Raw genomic sequence first — 13,865 nt, 5'->3', positions numbered from 1 at the left:
GAAAGTTAAGCTTGACTGTTTGATGGCCTCTTTAGATGAAAATAATACCTTCCACGATTAAGCACATCCAAGGCTTCAACTGCTTCAGACTTGACCCAATTTTTCTTCTCGTTGTCTTCGATTGCCAGCGGCTTAAGGGTGTGAGTCTGATATTCTGTTTCGAGGAGGTATTTTTCGCCATCTAAATATAAGAAAACTCTACCCACGCCCAACACATAAACAATCTCTACGGCATAGTGATTTCTCGATGTATCTGTTACCCAAGGATTAAGATGACAGACGGCTCCGTAGGGCGTTGCATATTCAAAGCTTATTCCAGGTGTTGGTCCTGCTGAAGTGGCCAAATGAGAAAGGTGTTCTGGCAAATCTTCGTTGAGATCACGTTGAATTCTTATGCAGTCCTCAGGTGTGAGGCGATGGAGTATGTAATTCATAGTAAATGCCCAGTGGGTGCGTGATTAGCCATTCAGCTTCGCCCCACAGTTAAAACAACTTATCGCCCGGGCGCTGACTTTTCGCCCGCATTCGTCGCAAACCAGGGAGGTTTTCCCGGCTGAGGTTTGGGATTTCTTTTCAACTTCCGCCAGTTTGGCTTTTAGTCTGGCGCTGGAGCAGCCGTCTTCTTTCATGATTTCCCACATGGCCTGACAAAGGTGGGATAGTTTTTCCACTTTTTTCTCTAACAGGCGCACGTCTACGGCGATGCCTTCCGCTCTGGTTTTTGCATTGCGCGCTTCGCCATGGGCTCGGGAGATTTTGAAGTTTTGAAAAAGGTCATAGAGGTTCATGGGGAATTCCAACTGCCTGTTACTACTGTTTTGCTAACGATTATTGGGTCGGGAGGCGAATAGGTCCACGGCGTCAGGGAAGGTGTTGAATAAGGTGCCGTTTTTGTTGATGGGATGTTCGTCCATGGGGGTATCCGGATAGTCCTGTTGCTGGGCGATTGTGTTCCCGGCGAGGAGCCGGTTCGCTGATAGGGCGCTATCTTACTCATTTTGAGTCTCCAATCCCACTTTCTGTAGGCGTTCTTGTTCTCTAATCCTGCAAAGACTGGCGCCCCAGTCTGGGTGAAAAATCACCCAGTGCGGGTCAGCGTTACTCCAATGCTGATTCTGGCTTGGCGAATCTGGCGGAAGTTGGGGCTGGATACTGATAGCTGTCTGGTTTTTGAGGGCCGGAACGAACCCGCTTTTCGTCTCAAATCTTTGCTTGAGTTTAACGTGAAACGCAGGTGTCGCCCGGCGCGTTCGAACGTTGCTGATTGTCTGGAAAAGTGGAATGAAGCTTGCTCACGCATAGCTCACCGAAATCAATGATCGTATGCGCAAGAATTCAGCGGATCGAATCTATAACAAGGTTGGCGGTGGTTACAGGATGTCCTTCACCAACTTTTCCAGCGGACATAGCCACTCTTTTGGCGGCGTTTACCATGAGTTGGTTCCCCGTGAGCGCATCCGCTACACCGCGGCTTTTGATGACGCCAATTTGTCTGGCGAGATGCAGACTACGGTTATCTTGAGACTGGTTTCCTGCGGCTGCGAGTTGCACATTATCCAGGAAGGCATTCCTGACATTATTCCAGTAGGCGCCTGTTACCTGGGCTGGCAGGAGACTCTGGAGCATCTGGCGAGGCTGGTGGAGCCCGAGATACCGGACTGATCCTGTTTCCCGTCGCCGGGGGGCTCCTTTCCAAGGAAATTGTTCGATATAGTGATTTCCAATTCGCGCAGGCTGGTTCGCCTCCGCAAAACTCATTCAAGGAAACGCTATGTCGGAAAAGATGAAAATGCTGGCGGGACAGCTCTATGACCCGACTGATCCTGAACTGGTGGAAATGCGCCTGAGTGCGCGCTTGTTGACGGAACAGTTGAACGCCACCAGTGCAGTGGAGCCGGATGCGCGCAGGCGTCTGGTTAAAGAGCTGTTTGGGAGCGCCGGGGAGAACATTTTCATCGAGTCTTCTTTTAACTGTGACTATGGCCGTCATATCCATGTGGGCGAAAACTTTTACGCCAATTTCGGTTGCGTGATTCTGGATGTGGCGGAGGTGCGCATTGGCGATAACTGTCTGATTGCGCCACAGGTCGGCATCTACACCGCCACCCATCCTATCGATCCCGTGGAGCGCAACAGCGGTAAAGAATACGCCTTGCCCGTCACCATCGGCCACAACTGCTGGATTGGCGGGCACGCGACGATCAACCCGGGCGTCACCTTGGGGGATAACGTGGTCATCGCCTCCGGCGCGGTAGTGACCAAAAGCTTCGGGAATAATGTGGTGATCGCGGGAAATCCGGCTAGAGTGATAAGAGAAATACCGTAGGCTCGTGGCCAAGCCTGGGCCCAATACGGTAAGAACAACATGCGCCGCAAAGGCGTTGGCGCCGGAGGGGGAATATCATGCTGGAATTGAATCGGGAACGATGGGCGCAGTTATCGCACGCATTCGGTGAGGCGGGAGATATCCCGGATATGTTGCGGGAACTGGCGAAAATGCCGCCGTCGGATACCTTTGAATCCGAACCCTATTTCTCGCTTTGGAATGCGCTCTGTCATCAGGGGGACGTTTATACCGCGTCCTATGCGGCGGTTCCTCATATCGTGGATATCCTGAGCCGAAATCCCCAAGAGGCGCCGATAGACTTCTTTCTGTTGCCCGTATCAATAGAAATCACCCGTCTTTATGGTCATGGGCCTGAGCTGCCGGCGGAACTGGAGGAGGGCTATCACAACGCCATCGCCAGGTTAGCGAGTCTCGCCGCCAAGGCGAAACCGAAAGATGAAGTCGGCGTGAGAGTGTTGGCCGCCGTGATGGCCGTTGTCCATGGTGAGGCGGCAATGGCGGAAGCGATTATGGAATTAAGTCCAGAAGTCATTGAAGACTTTATGGAAGAGATATAGCGGATTGTTATGAGTGATCAGTCTGTTTTTTAATATATATTTCTGCTTGCCAGAATTAGGTTATTATTGAGACAAGTCGATATTTAGGCGTGAATAGCGAAAAAGCAGAGACGACTATCATCGAATCTGCTTTTTCTGTCTTATAGATCCTGTCTGGATCTAATCATTAATCCAGCCAGTAAATGTCTTGTACTGTGATTAAAGTACCCGCTTGAGAGTTCATGGAACCTTCGCGCAGATACACTTTCTCACCCACGATTTCCACCCACAAACCGTCCAGCTTCATCGCGTCTTGCTGGTTGACGCTGAAGTTCAGCAGGTAGTTACCGCCTTCTGGCGTACGCAGGCTGATATCAGCGAAACGAATGTCTTTAGCAGGCTTGGTGACCACCAGTTTGCCGCTCAGAGTGACGATGTTTGGCGTCACGTCAGTCACGCAGGCGCCGCTTTCTTCTGAGTAAACGCGGCCGTCGTCACAAGAGCAGTGGCTGGGAGCGCCCCAGGCGCCAAGATCGCGGGTGCAGATCTGAGGGTAGCGGCCTTGTCTGCCAAGATCGTTGTAAGCAGTTTGAGTCAGACAGGTGCCAGTGACTTCGCTGTACACCTCGTCTTCAGGGCACTGGCAGATACTGGCGTTGCCCCAGACGTTGATATCCATGGTGCAGATCAACGCATCGGTTTTACCTTCCGCAAAAGCGGGCAGAGTGAAAATACAAAGACATGAAAGCAGAGCCAGTTTAATTAATCTCATTGTTACCTCTAACCTGTAATTTTAATTTCCATATATTGAAATAATTTTGCAATAAATGAGCAAAATATAGTCTGACAACAACAGGGTTTAGAATATATAAAACCCATTGAATGCAACGGCGCGCATTGTAAGAAGGGAAAATAACTCCGCCTATCGTATTTTCTACGAGTCGCTGAAAATAAATGACGAAAAGTTAAAAATATTCGGTTATATAAAAGGCGAATTGATGTGAATCAATTGAAGAGAATGATATGTGGTAATTATGTAAATATATCGGTTTTAACGTATTGTATATAGAGGTTTAAATATTGATTTGCGCAGGCTCTTATCTGATGACGGAAGCGTAAATGAGCGCCTATGGCTTAGAGGTAGACGCCGATCGCCATTACCGCCAAGGTTAATAGCAATGTGACTCCAACCAGCAGGGCCGGTAAAGTCAGCGCGTGAAAAACAGGCTTTGCTACGACTGATCTGGCGTTGGAGGCGAATAAAGCGGAAAGGATCAGAAATCCCTCTGTTAGCAGCAAATTGCTCCCTATGCTTTTGGCGGCCCCCACGCTCTCGTCAAACAATAACGCGTTTATGCCGTGGGCGGCGGCGATCAACGCGAGGCAGGTGAACCCAACCGCGATGACTACTCGCAACCTGGACAGGATGGATAGATAAGCGTTTGCTTTAGCCATGGATTAAATGGGCTCCTATTCGCTTAATGACGTGTCTAATCTTTGTGGGTAGGACCATTCTGCGTTGCAGAACCCGTATATGAAACGATGGAAATATTGGATTGGAGCTATGAGGGCCGCTTGTTTCTTGTTGGGGGGTAATTAGAAAAGGCTTAGATGGGGTAAATTAAAAGGGGCCAAAAAAATTTCGGCCCCTTTCTATTTAACTTAAACGTCCATGCCCTGAGAGCGCAGGTATTCATCATAAGTTCCGGCGAAATTGATCACGCCATTGGGTGTGATGTCGATGATTCGCGTGGCGAGTGAGGAGACGAATTCGCGGTCGTGGCTGACGAAAACGACGGTGCCTTCGAACTTCTCCAGGGAGAGGTTGAGGGACTCGATGGATTCCATGTCCAAGTGGTTAGTGGGCTCGTCCATAACGATAATGTTGGGACGTTGCAGCATGATCTTTCCGAACAGCATGCGGCCCTGTTCGCCCCCGGAAATCTTGGTGACCGATTTCTTGATCTCATCGCCGGAAAACAGCAACTGCCCCAGGATGCCGCGAATCACCTGATCGTCATCTTTGGGCTGGCGCCACTGACTCATCCACTCGAATAAGCTCATGTTTTCAGCGAAGTCAGCCGCGTGATCCTGGGCGTAGTAACCAATCGACGCGCCTTCCGACCACTTTACAACGCCGGCATCCGGTTCGACTTCATTCATCAGGCAGCGCATCAGTGTGGTTTTACCCGCGCCGTTAGCGCCTAGAACCGCCACTTTTTCGCCAACTTCAACCATCATATCCAGCTTTTTAAACAGGCTGAGGTCCTCATAGCCCTTGCTGAGTCCTTCCACTTCCAGCGCCAGACGGAACAGTTTCTTTTCCTGGTTGAAGCGGATATAGGGGTTAACCCGGCTGGAAGCTTTAACCTCCGCCAGTTGAATTTTCTCCATCTGACGAGCGCGGGACGTGGCCTGTTTGGCTTTGGACGCGTTTGCGGAGAAGCGGGCGACGAACTGCGCCAGATCGTCCAACTGCGCCTGCTTCTTCTCATTCTCCGCCAGCAGCTGCGATCGGGCCAGAGTCGAGGCGGCCATATATTGGTCGTAGTTGCCAGGGTAGAGGCGAATCTCACCGTAATCCACATCCGCCATGTGCGTGCAGACGCTGTTCAGGAAGTGACGGTCGTGGGAAATAATGATCATGGTGCTGTTTCTGGCGTTCAACACATCTTCCAGCCAGCGGATGGTGTTGATGTCCAGGTTGTTGGTCGGCTCATCGAGCAGCAGAACATCTGGATCGGAAAACAGCGCTTGCGCCAGCAGAACCCGTAACTTCCAACCGGGAGCGACGGCGCTCATCAGACCATAATGCTGTTCAACGGGAATACCGACGCCAATCAACAATTCACCTGCACGGGATTCGGCGGTGTATCCGTCCATCTCTGCGAAGGCGCCTTCCAGGTCGGCGACTTTCATGCCGTCTTCGTCGCTCATTTCCGGCAGGCTGTAGATGCGATCCCGCTCACGTTTTACTTCCCACAGCTCGGGATAGCCCATGATGACGGTGTCGATCACTGAGTAATTTTCATAAGCGAACTGATCCTGACGCAGCTTACCTACACGGGCGTTAGGCTCGATGGATACCACGCCGGCAGTGGGGCTCAAATCGCCGCCGAGGATTTTCATAAACGTCGACTTCCCGCAGCCATTAGCGCCGATCAGGCCGTAGCGGCCGCCGGGGGAGAACTTGACGGAGACGTTTTCAAACAGCGGCCGGGAGCCGAATTGCATGGTAATGTTCGCGGTACTAATCACAGCATTGTCCAGGAAATAAACAGAAACGGTCGCGCATGATAGAGCAATCGCCGCTTAGGGCCAAGTGTGGCGGCGTGATATTAAGGGAAATCCGCTGGCCACTGTTGGGTTTGGGCGCGAAATGTCGGTAATTTACAAGCCGCTGGAAATTGACGGGCGTACAATCATTTGCTGTCCGCTTGAAGTCCTTTTTTCTATACCCAACCAGTACTACGAGAGTTGAAAATGGCGCTAAGTAGTCATTCGAACGTACACAATACATGTCTAAATATTCTTAAAAAGCAAGGCTACAGGCTATGGCTTCACTATGACGATGAGAGCCTCCCGCTTGCTGAAGCGGATCTTTCAATGTGCCTTTGGTGCGCAGAAAAAAATGGTTATAAGTTCATCGCCAGTAATCCGATCGAGTTATTAGGTTTAGCAAAAATATATGAGTTTAAAGGCGAGCCGAAGACGGAAGAGATTTCGTATTGGTGGCGTGTGATTGATGAGAAAGTAAAAGATGAACTTATAGAGAAATTATTCCCCGACGATTGAGCGTCAAGCATAGACCCCACCCTAAGCCTATGGAGGCATGGAAGCTTGTGTGATTTGACCCAGGTCGCAATTCTCCCACCTGGCGCCAAAAAGCTTTTGCCTGAGTTCATGGCATGGGTGCATGATCACTCCTGAATAACGTTCAGTTAACTGTTCTTATCGGTCTGGGTAAGGCCGGTTATAACCTGCAGTATTGCGGATATTCTGTATTCAGCCGCCGCGATAGGTTTTTCAACACTATCGACAAAAGCAATGGAAGGGGGCGGGGAGTACTGTGAACGCGATATCTAAGGAGTTGGAGCAGGGGTTCTTCACGCAGTCGGTGATCGGCGATCAGCCTTATCCCAGTTATGAGTTGCGCAATATTCTGGCGTGCCTGGAAGAGTGGGGCGATGCAGGGTTTGTCGCCTCGGTGTTGGGGCGGGTGGGATTGGATTGGGAGCGTCTGTGGGAGGAGCCTTCCATGCCGACGAATACTCTGTTGCAAACCCTGGATCTGGTGCGTGAGCGCTACGCTGCGCCTGGCTTCGGGTGCGCTATTGGGCAGTCATACACGCTAGCCAGTCTTGGAGAGATCGGCGCCCAGGTGGCGGCATGCCGAACCCTCGGCGAGGCCCTGGTGCTGGTGGAGCGAAATTATGATCAGCTCGGTGTTGTGATGGATAAATCGTTGACCTTGCAGGGCGATCAAGTGGTGGTGCGGCATTACAACGTCAGCGGTCTGGATCATGAAACGCTCGACTTCCTCATGGAGGTCTGCATCGCCGCCTTTTTTACGGTCGCGCGAGAAGTGGCGGGCTTTGACTTCCCTTTACGGCATGTATCTTTCACACGGGAGTCGCCAACGGATCAAAAAATATATCGTCTGGTGTTCGGCGATCAGTTGCGCTTTTCGCAACCTTTTATCGAGTGGGCGTTTGATGTGCGTTTGTTGGACGAGCCGGTTCGGGTGCGGCTGCCATCGGCTACGCCCATGCGGGAGCGATCCAGCTACATCCGGGGTATCGCCTGGGATGAAACCAGCCTGGTGCAGCGCGTCAGCGATGTGCTTCGCGCCAGCCGCGGTTTTCCGGAGCTGCCGGAAGTGGCCAGTCAGTTGAGTATGAGTCCGCGCACGCTGCGGCGGCGTCTGGCGACGGCGGGCATTAACTATCAGCGCCTTCTCAATAGGATCAAGTGCCAGCAGGCGATTGCGTTGTTACAGGAAGAGAATCTGGCGGTGGATGATATTGCGGATCAGCTGGGGTTCACGGAGGTCGCCAACTTTCGGCATGCGTTCAAGAAGTGGCTGGGACTGCCCCCGGGGGCAGTCCGCGCCGTTTAGGTTCCAGGGCGTCGCGAAATCGGGTTCAGCGACTGTTTTTATAAGGTTTTCTAGCTCTAGCTCTAGCGCGTGGGCGTAGTCTGTTGTCAGGTTGTAACGCGAAATCGTCGCCTGTGCAAGGGCCTAATTTACGCAATCGTTGGCCGCCATGCGTGCGATCCACTCATGAATCAGCGCTTGTCCTTCCTGATGCACAAGCTGTCGGCCGATTTCCGGCATCTTGTCTCCAGGTTGGCTGGTCGCCATTCTGAAGTGAATGATGGACTCATCCGGGGAGCCAGGTTCGATGTCGTAGCTCAGCGCGCCGCCGCCATAAGCCACAGGTTGTTTGCAAACGCCATGCTGGCTTTGGTTGTCCGCAAAGCTGCGCCAGAATTCCAGACTCAGGCCTGTATTTGACGCGCCGCCTTCGGGTCGATGGCAATGGGCGCAGTTTATATCCAGATAACCTTTGGTCAGGCGATGAATCTGGTCGTCTGAATAACCCGCCAGATTGGAAGCGTCGGCGTCGTTGTAGCTGGGAACGGAATCGATGCTGGCGAGGTCATCCGGCAAGCCGCCCAGAACGCCTTTTTGCTTCCAGTGAGAGAGCTGGTTGGCGGCTCCATCCGGGTAAGCGTAAGTCCAGTTCAGCTGCCGCGCAGTCGGTCCCAGAGGCAGGAAACGGGACCCGGTATCGGTTTTGAACTGATGGCACTGTTTGCACTTGTTGGTGTCGGGGACCTGATAGGTGAAACTATGCTGCACCCCGTTATGCACTACCGTGGCGGCGTAATTGCCTCCCGCCACGCTCAGCTCAGCGTCTTCCTTATCGGCGTCCCAGATGTAAGGCAGCGCCACCCAGCCGCTGGCGCGCCGGATCAGTAGACGGGTTTCCAGCAAGACTTCGTTTTCCAGTCCGCGGTTAGCCGTATCCGTCGGCAGGGCAAAGGTTTTCGTGATGACTGCGCCTTCAGGAAAGGTAATGACTTCCTGCTCGCTGTATTGAGCCTGTTTGCCTTCCGGTACATACAGCACGCGGTATTTGCTGGCGTAATCCGTGAACAGGGGCGTGGCGAGGTCGTATACAATGCCTGCGCCTCCGGTGGACTGCGTTGGGTCCGCGCCGCTGAACAGGCGATAACTGGACAGGTAACGGCAATTGGTGGAGGAGAGGGCGCTCCAGTTCACGCCATCGCCACTCTCTCCGCATACTCCCGCTTCCTTGGCGGAACTTCCGCCGTCATCGGCGGAGCCGTCTCCGCCGCTGCTGCAGCCGGTGATCACTCCGGCCAATATCCACAGCATGCCGCCGTAAACAGCGGCTTTTTTATTTTTTTGCATAAGCGCCTCAACTGATTACTGATTAACTGGCGTCAATGTCTCATCACAGGCTGCAAGCCGCGTGGGCGTCATCCTGGCCGCATCCATATACCTTGCCGGCGACGGTGGCGGTGGCGGCGGGCAGTCGGGCCAGGTCGCAGACCAGCAGATTGGCGCCGACGCCCGTCGTGGCGTCAGGCTCGCCATCGGCAGGGTCTGCGTCAGTAAATGTGGTGGGGTCCGGGTTGTAGAGGAAACCTTTGCTGGCGTCGCCGTTGTTAAAAACGCAGATGTTTTCCGAGCCGTCCGCCGCGAAGGGATCTTCAGAGAAGGGCGCGCCGTAGCCGGCCCTGGCCAGCAGCTCCCCGAAGCCGTCATAGAGAACGCTGGGCAGGGTGGTCTCTCCAATGGCCTGAAATGCGGGGAGCACACCCAGGATTAAATCGCCTCGCGGATTGCCGCCAGAGACGCTGATGCTGTTGTCGTGAATGGAAATGTTGCGTGGCACTGAACGCCATCCGTCAGCCATGATGCCGTCAGTGACGTACTGCTCCATTTCCGCCTGACTGGCGGCGATAAAGAACGAAGACACGGTGACGGATGTGGTGTCGTGGTTGCTGATGACGTTGTTATAAACTTCCACATCCGCCGTGGACAGCACAATCACGCCAGTGCCGGGAGGCACGATATGCACGCCGGCGGGATTGCTGCTGGCGTTGGCGAAGTTATCGGTGTTGTTGTCGCGGATGATGTTATTGAAAACGCGCACAGTGGAGCCGTACTTTTCGTTCCCGATAGGCAGGTCGAACACCAGAATGCCGCCGGTGTTGCCCTCCGCCACGTTGTTGTAGACGTCCGCGTTGTGAGAGTTTTCGATCTCAATGCCCGCCACGTTTTCCTTGGCCACATTGCGTCGCACGACGATATTGCTGGACTGGCCGACATAAACTCCGGCGTCCGCCGAACCGCGTACATAAGAGTCTTCGATCAGGATGTTGGAGCATTCCACGGGATACAGACCGTAGGCGCCGTTGTCCGGGGTCAATTCGCCTTTCCACTCCGTACGGGTGTACTGGAGACGAATGCCGTCGGAGTCCTTCAGTTTGATGCCGTTGTTGGCGGCTTCCTCCACGGCGAGGTTGTGGACAGTGATGTCCTTCATGTTCTGGATGAAGATACCGTCGCCGCCCAAGGAGTCCGAAAAGTCCAAAATGGTCTTATCCATGCCGTACCCGGCGATGGTGATGTTCTCCAGTGACGTCCCGTCTCCGTCGGGATCGCCGTCCAGGGTCAGGGTGTCGGTGATTTGCAGACGCCCCTCGGGCAACACCAGATAATCGCCGGACTGCGCGGTGATGAACGCCGTCTTGATCGCGATGGTGATGTCGCCGTCGGCGCTGATGAACTTGGCGTTGTCGGGGAAGTTTGCGCCGCTGGAGCTGTCTCCGCCAGTGGTGTCGCTACTGCATCCAGTCAACGCTGAGATAGAGATAGAAAGACAAAGAGCCGGCGCGAGGCCGGCGGGGATGAAATTGGGTTGCATAGTGTCCCTCGCGTTCTTTTTATTATCGGGCGGCCAAACAAGAGGACAAATTGTCCGCTTTTGGGTGTCTTCTGTTATGCCGCAAAAACGGGGAGGGTCACAATGTGCAAAGTGGCCAGCGGTAATTTTATTCTGATTAATGCTGGCGTAGAATCGACGTCTGGATCGGCGGAGACGGGAACTCAGCCGTAACCATCTGTAAAAAGTTATTTTTTCTTAACAATGTGAGAAAAATACCAGTTTTGGGAGAAAAGTCTTATAGCATATCCGCTGGCGATGGCGGAGATTAAGACGGAGGGTTCCCCGGGGGAAATACGCTTTCGAGCCCTTTTGGATTTCCCCATAATGCCGTAGACCCCGATTTTCAGGATACAGGACAACACCTAACAAGGACTTGATGGGCAGAGAAGGATGATCAGACGCCAGATTCACCCCCTTAGACCCTTTAAAATCGGAGACTGGTGGGTCGACCCGGAAGCCAACAAACTGGCTGACCAGGATTGTGAAATCTCTCTTACTCCCAAAGCGATGGCGGCCTTACTGGCGTTGGTTGACGCCCAGGGGCGGTCGCTTGGGGAAGACCAACTGCAGGATAAAATCTGGCCGTCGCCCGCACAACCTGACGCCTCCGTTGATCAGATCATTTCCCAACTGCGCAAGGCGTTTGGGGATAATGGCAGACCCCGTCGCTACATAGAGCGAGACGGCTCCACTTATCGTATCGTGGCGCTGATGTCGCAGCCCGATGTGGACGGCCTGTGTCCCTGCAACGACAATAAAGGCCGTCGGCGCGGCTTGTGCAAATGGGGAATCAGTGTTGGCGCTCTGGCCCTGATATTTGCGCTGGGGTTTGGCGTCTTTTACCCCAAGCCCCATGCTCCCAGCCAGATCATCGTCTATCCGGTTCAATTGGTCGACGCCTCCCATCACCGCGATAGCGCCTACCTGGCGACCAGCGTCACCGATGTCATTCGTTCGCGATTGGCGACGATGCAGGGCGTGCGGGTGGTGTTCAGTGAAACTGCGCCCTGGTCGCGTCCCAATCGGGGCAGTGCGGTCAGCGGTAGTCTGCAGGTCACTGGCTCCAGCCTGAGACTGATCCTCAACATGACTGATCTGGCGGGGAGAGACTCTCAGTGGAGCGCTCTCATAGAGGGGGACGTCAAAAAGCTGTACTCCTTTCATCAGGATCTGACGGAGACGCTACTGTCTCAGCTCAACGTCTCCAATGATGAGGTCAGCGCAAGTCATGAACCGGACCCTGAGGCATACGCTTATTATCTGCGGGGACGTCACTTCTGGTCTCAGCGCGATGTCCTCTCTCTGCAGCGCGCATTGCAGAACTTCTCTCAGGCGATCAGTTACGACAAACAGTTTGCGCCCGCTTACGTCGCGCTTTGCGACAGTTACCATTTTCTCAGCGTTTATTCGGACCTGCCCGCCAGTGTCGTATCTGAAAAGTGCTCCCCCCTGCTGGACCGAGCGTTCGCTCTGAATCCGGGAATGCCGCAGGCGTATGCGTCCCGCGCCTTGCAGTTCGCTGAACAGGGCAGGGAGGGCGAAGCGGAAGGTTTTTTTAAAAAAGCGCTGGAGATCGCGCCGAACTATACGCCCGCCTACCTGTGGTATGGACAGCTTCTACGCGCCCAGGGCCGCTTTGAGGAGTCTCTGGCGATGTATGAACGGGCCCTGGATCTGGAGCCTTTCTCTGGCGGCATCAACAGAGGCAAAGCATACACCCTGTTGCGGATGGGGCGGCTGGAGCAAGCGCGGGATACGTATCAGAGAGCCTTGGCCCTGGAGCCGGACTATCTGTATCGTCCGTTGGACCAACTGGAGTTCCTGCCGATTACCGTGGATACGGCGACGGATTATTTCAACTGGTCGCGGATGTATCCTCACGTCGTCGGGCGCCAACCCAATAATAAAGTGACCGAGGCGATTCTGTGGATGGCCCTTGGCGATATGAAAAAAGCGCAGGAGCTGCTGATTCAAGTGCCGCCAGGCATGCGCACAGGGGCCAATTATCTTTATGCGCGCGGTCTGCAATATTCCATCAACCGGGACTACGAAGCGGCGTTGTCCGTGTTTCAACAACGTCGCAGCCAGCAACCCGGGAATCGCGCCTACGCGTTGCCGGTGGCCGCCACGCTGATCAAGCTGGGGCGGAACGAGGAGGCGCTTGAGGAGCTGGATCGTTATTACCCAAAACTCGCCAACAATAAGACCTCAATCGATCCTGAAAACCGCTTTCCCTACCTGATCGCCTGCTACCTGCGGCACATCATCGGGCAAAAATCCCCCCAGTACCTGCATGACGAATTGAAGCAGTCCGTGTCGTACAAAATTGTCGAAGCGATGGATGTGCCGGAGTGGTTCGTGTACGAAAATCCCGCCAAGCTATTTGAGATATTGCGTGCGCAGCTGATGTCCGGATGGCTGCCGGATTACAATCAGTTCTTGTGGGCGCCGGAGCAATGGCCGGAGTGGAGTTCCTTTACCCGGGACCAACAGGAGGAGGTGACCAGCCTGTTGCGGCGTAACCGGCAATCGGTGCTGCGTGAAAGCGGCCGCGAGGACAAACTCAACGCTTCACTGGATAAGCAGAACGTGAAAAAAGCGACGGCGTTGAACTGACGCCGTCGGCGCGCAAGGATGGACGGACATGCACAGTTCCCGGCAATTTCGGGGCGAATCAAGGGACATACTGTGACAGGACAAGAATCATCAGCGTACGCCATCTCTCCCTGCATAAAACATAAACGGGTTTGATAGCCATCAAATCAACAGGCGTTTATTCCGCTTCAGCCAAGCAAAATCACGATCTTGTGCTAGCTTCCTATGTAAAAAGAATAAAACCGCCATGAGCGGACACGTGATAACTTGGGATGACGCAATAGCGTGCGCTTGATACACCTCAAAAGTCATATTCGATCTTATCTCCGGCGTTTTCTCGTCTTTTCTCTACTGGGCGCGGCCCTGCTCTCCACCGTGTTTTTATGGGCTGACTATCAGTTG

At 53.7% G+C, this 13,865-nt stretch carries 12 protein-coding genes and 1 pseudogene; 6 read left to right on the top strand and 7 right to left on the bottom strand.

Annotated elements, in window-relative coordinates; genetic code table 11:
- Window positions 1-5: 5 nt before the first annotated feature.
- The gene (locus AC2IBB_RS19315) at window positions 6-434 is read right to left on the bottom strand and encodes a hypothetical protein (RefSeq protein ID WP_486328389.1); all 429 of its coding nucleotides are present in this window, start codon (window positions 432-434) and stop codon (window positions 6-8) included.
- A gap of 24 nt (window positions 435-458) precedes the next feature.
- The gene (locus AC2IBB_RS19310) at window positions 459-788 is read right to left on the bottom strand and encodes a zinc ribbon domain-containing protein (protein WP_486328388.1); all 330 of its coding nucleotides are present in this window, start codon (window positions 786-788) and stop codon (window positions 459-461) included.
- A gap of 535 nt (window positions 789-1,323) precedes the next feature.
- On the opposite strand from AC2IBB_RS19310, the gene AC2IBB_RS19305 reads away from it, so the two are divergent.
- The 3 genes from AC2IBB_RS19305 to AC2IBB_RS19295 all read left to right on the top strand — a co-directional run bounded on the left by AC2IBB_RS19305 (window position 1,324) and on the right by AC2IBB_RS19295 (window position 2,904).
- The gene (locus tag AC2IBB_RS19305; RefSeq protein WP_486328387.1) at window positions 1,324-1,662 is read left to right on the top strand and encodes an SRPBCC domain-containing protein; all 339 of its coding nucleotides are present in this window, start codon (window positions 1,324-1,326) and stop codon (window positions 1,660-1,662) included.
- A gap of 109 nt (window positions 1,663-1,771) precedes the next feature.
- Window positions 1,772-2,326: a sugar O-acetyltransferase gene (locus AC2IBB_RS19300; RefSeq protein WP_486328386.1), complete on the top strand. Its 555-nt coding sequence runs from the start codon at window positions 1,772-1,774 to the stop codon at window positions 2,324-2,326.
- Between the two features lie 77 nt (window positions 2,327-2,403).
- Window positions 2,404-2,904, top strand: coding sequence for a hypothetical protein (locus tag AC2IBB_RS19295; protein WP_486328385.1), 501 nt, complete (start codon window positions 2,404-2,406; stop codon window positions 2,902-2,904).
- A 166-nt stretch (window positions 2,905-3,070) separates the two neighbouring features.
- Here AC2IBB_RS19295 and AC2IBB_RS19290 read toward each other — a convergent pair whose 3' ends face one another.
- From AC2IBB_RS19290 to AC2IBB_RS19280, 3 genes are all read right to left on the bottom strand, one after another.
- Window positions 3,071-3,655 carry a hypothetical protein gene (locus AC2IBB_RS19290; protein ID WP_486328384.1) on the bottom strand — a complete coding sequence of 195 codons (585 nt, stop codon included), beginning with the start codon at window positions 3,653-3,655 and terminating at the stop codon, window positions 3,071-3,073.
- A gap of 362 nt (window positions 3,656-4,017) precedes the next feature.
- The gene (locus tag AC2IBB_RS19285) at window positions 4,018-4,338 is read right to left on the bottom strand and encodes a hypothetical protein (protein ID WP_486328383.1); all 321 of its coding nucleotides are present in this window, start codon (window positions 4,336-4,338) and stop codon (window positions 4,018-4,020) included.
- A gap of 207 nt (window positions 4,339-4,545) precedes the next feature.
- On the bottom strand, window positions 4,546-6,141 hold the full coding sequence (locus AC2IBB_RS19280) for an ABC-F family ATPase (RefSeq protein WP_486328382.1): 1,596 nt from the start codon (window positions 6,139-6,141) through the stop codon (window positions 4,546-4,548).
- 225 nt (window positions 6,142-6,366) lie between these two features.
- Between AC2IBB_RS19280 and AC2IBB_RS19275 the strand changes: the two genes are divergently transcribed.
- Both AC2IBB_RS19275 and AC2IBB_RS19270 read left to right on the top strand, forming a co-directional pair.
- Window positions 6,367-6,678 (top strand): hypothetical protein, encoded by a 312-nt coding sequence (locus AC2IBB_RS19275; protein ID WP_486328381.1) that lies wholly within the window; start codon window positions 6,367-6,369, stop codon window positions 6,676-6,678.
- A 274-nt stretch (window positions 6,679-6,952) separates the two neighbouring features.
- Complete coding sequence (locus AC2IBB_RS19270) at window positions 6,953-8,002, top strand: AraC family transcriptional regulator (RefSeq protein ID WP_486328380.1); 1,050 nt, start codon at window positions 6,953-6,955, stop codon at window positions 8,000-8,002.
- Window positions 8,003-8,125: 123 nt separating this feature from the next.
- On the opposite strand, the gene AC2IBB_RS19265 is transcribed toward AC2IBB_RS19270, so the two are convergent.
- Together AC2IBB_RS19265 and AC2IBB_RS19260 are read right to left on the bottom strand one after the other, a co-directional pair.
- A complete protein-coding gene (locus AC2IBB_RS19265) occupies window positions 8,126-9,325 on the bottom strand; it encodes an SO2930 family diheme c-type cytochrome (protein WP_486328379.1) in 1,200 nt (399 codons plus the stop codon).
- Window positions 9,326-9,368: 43 nt separating this feature from the next.
- Window positions 9,369-10,847 carry a parallel beta-helix domain-containing protein gene (locus AC2IBB_RS19260; RefSeq protein WP_486328378.1) on the bottom strand — a complete coding sequence of 493 codons (1,479 nt, stop codon included), beginning with the start codon at window positions 10,845-10,847 and terminating at the stop codon, window positions 9,369-9,371.
- Between the two features lie 411 nt (window positions 10,848-11,258).
- On the opposite strand from AC2IBB_RS19260, the pseudogene AC2IBB_RS19255 reads away from it, so the two are divergent.
- Window positions 11,259-12,620, top strand: a pseudogene (locus AC2IBB_RS19255) (tetratricopeptide repeat protein); the annotation flags it as partial.
- Window positions 12,621-13,865 lie beyond the last annotated feature (1,245 nt).

Source organism: Hahella sp. NS-SX17, from assembly GCF_057367735.1.
This window is presented reverse-complemented; position numbering and strand designations above follow the sequence as displayed.

Excerpts from the sequence above, each read along its gene's own strand:
- AC2IBB_RS19260 (WP_486328378.1), bottom strand. The coding sequence starts at position 10,847 with ATGCAACCCAATTTCATCCCCGCCGGCCTCGCGCCGGCTCTTTGTCTT.
- AC2IBB_RS19315 (WP_486328389.1), bottom strand. The coding sequence starts at position 434 with ATGAATTACATACTCCATCGCCTCACACCTGAGGACTGCATAAGAATT.
- AC2IBB_RS19300 (WP_486328386.1), top strand. The coding sequence starts at position 1,772 with ATGTCGGAAAAGATGAAAATGCTGGCGGGACAGCTCTATGACCCGACT.
- AC2IBB_RS19295 (WP_486328385.1), top strand. The coding sequence starts at position 2,404 with ATGCTGGAATTGAATCGGGAACGATGGGCGCAGTTATCGCACGCATTC.
- AC2IBB_RS19305 (WP_486328387.1), top strand. The coding sequence starts at position 1,324 with ATGCGCAAGAATTCAGCGGATCGAATCTATAACAAGGTTGGCGGTGGT.
- AC2IBB_RS19265 (WP_486328379.1), bottom strand. The coding sequence starts at position 9,325 with ATGCAAAAAAATAAAAAAGCCGCTGTTTACGGCGGCATGCTGTGGATA.
- AC2IBB_RS19275 (WP_486328381.1), top strand. The coding sequence starts at position 6,367 with ATGGCGCTAAGTAGTCATTCGAACGTACACAATACATGTCTAAATATT.
- AC2IBB_RS19310 (WP_486328388.1), bottom strand. The coding sequence starts at position 788 with ATGAACCTCTATGACCTTTTTCAAAACTTCAAAATCTCCCGAGCCCAT.
- AC2IBB_RS19285 (WP_486328383.1), bottom strand. The coding sequence starts at position 4,338 with ATGGCTAAAGCAAACGCTTATCTATCCATCCTGTCCAGGTTGCGAGTA.
- AC2IBB_RS19290 (WP_486328384.1), bottom strand. The coding sequence starts at position 3,655 with ATGAGATTAATTAAACTGGCTCTGCTTTCATGTCTTTGTATTTTCACT.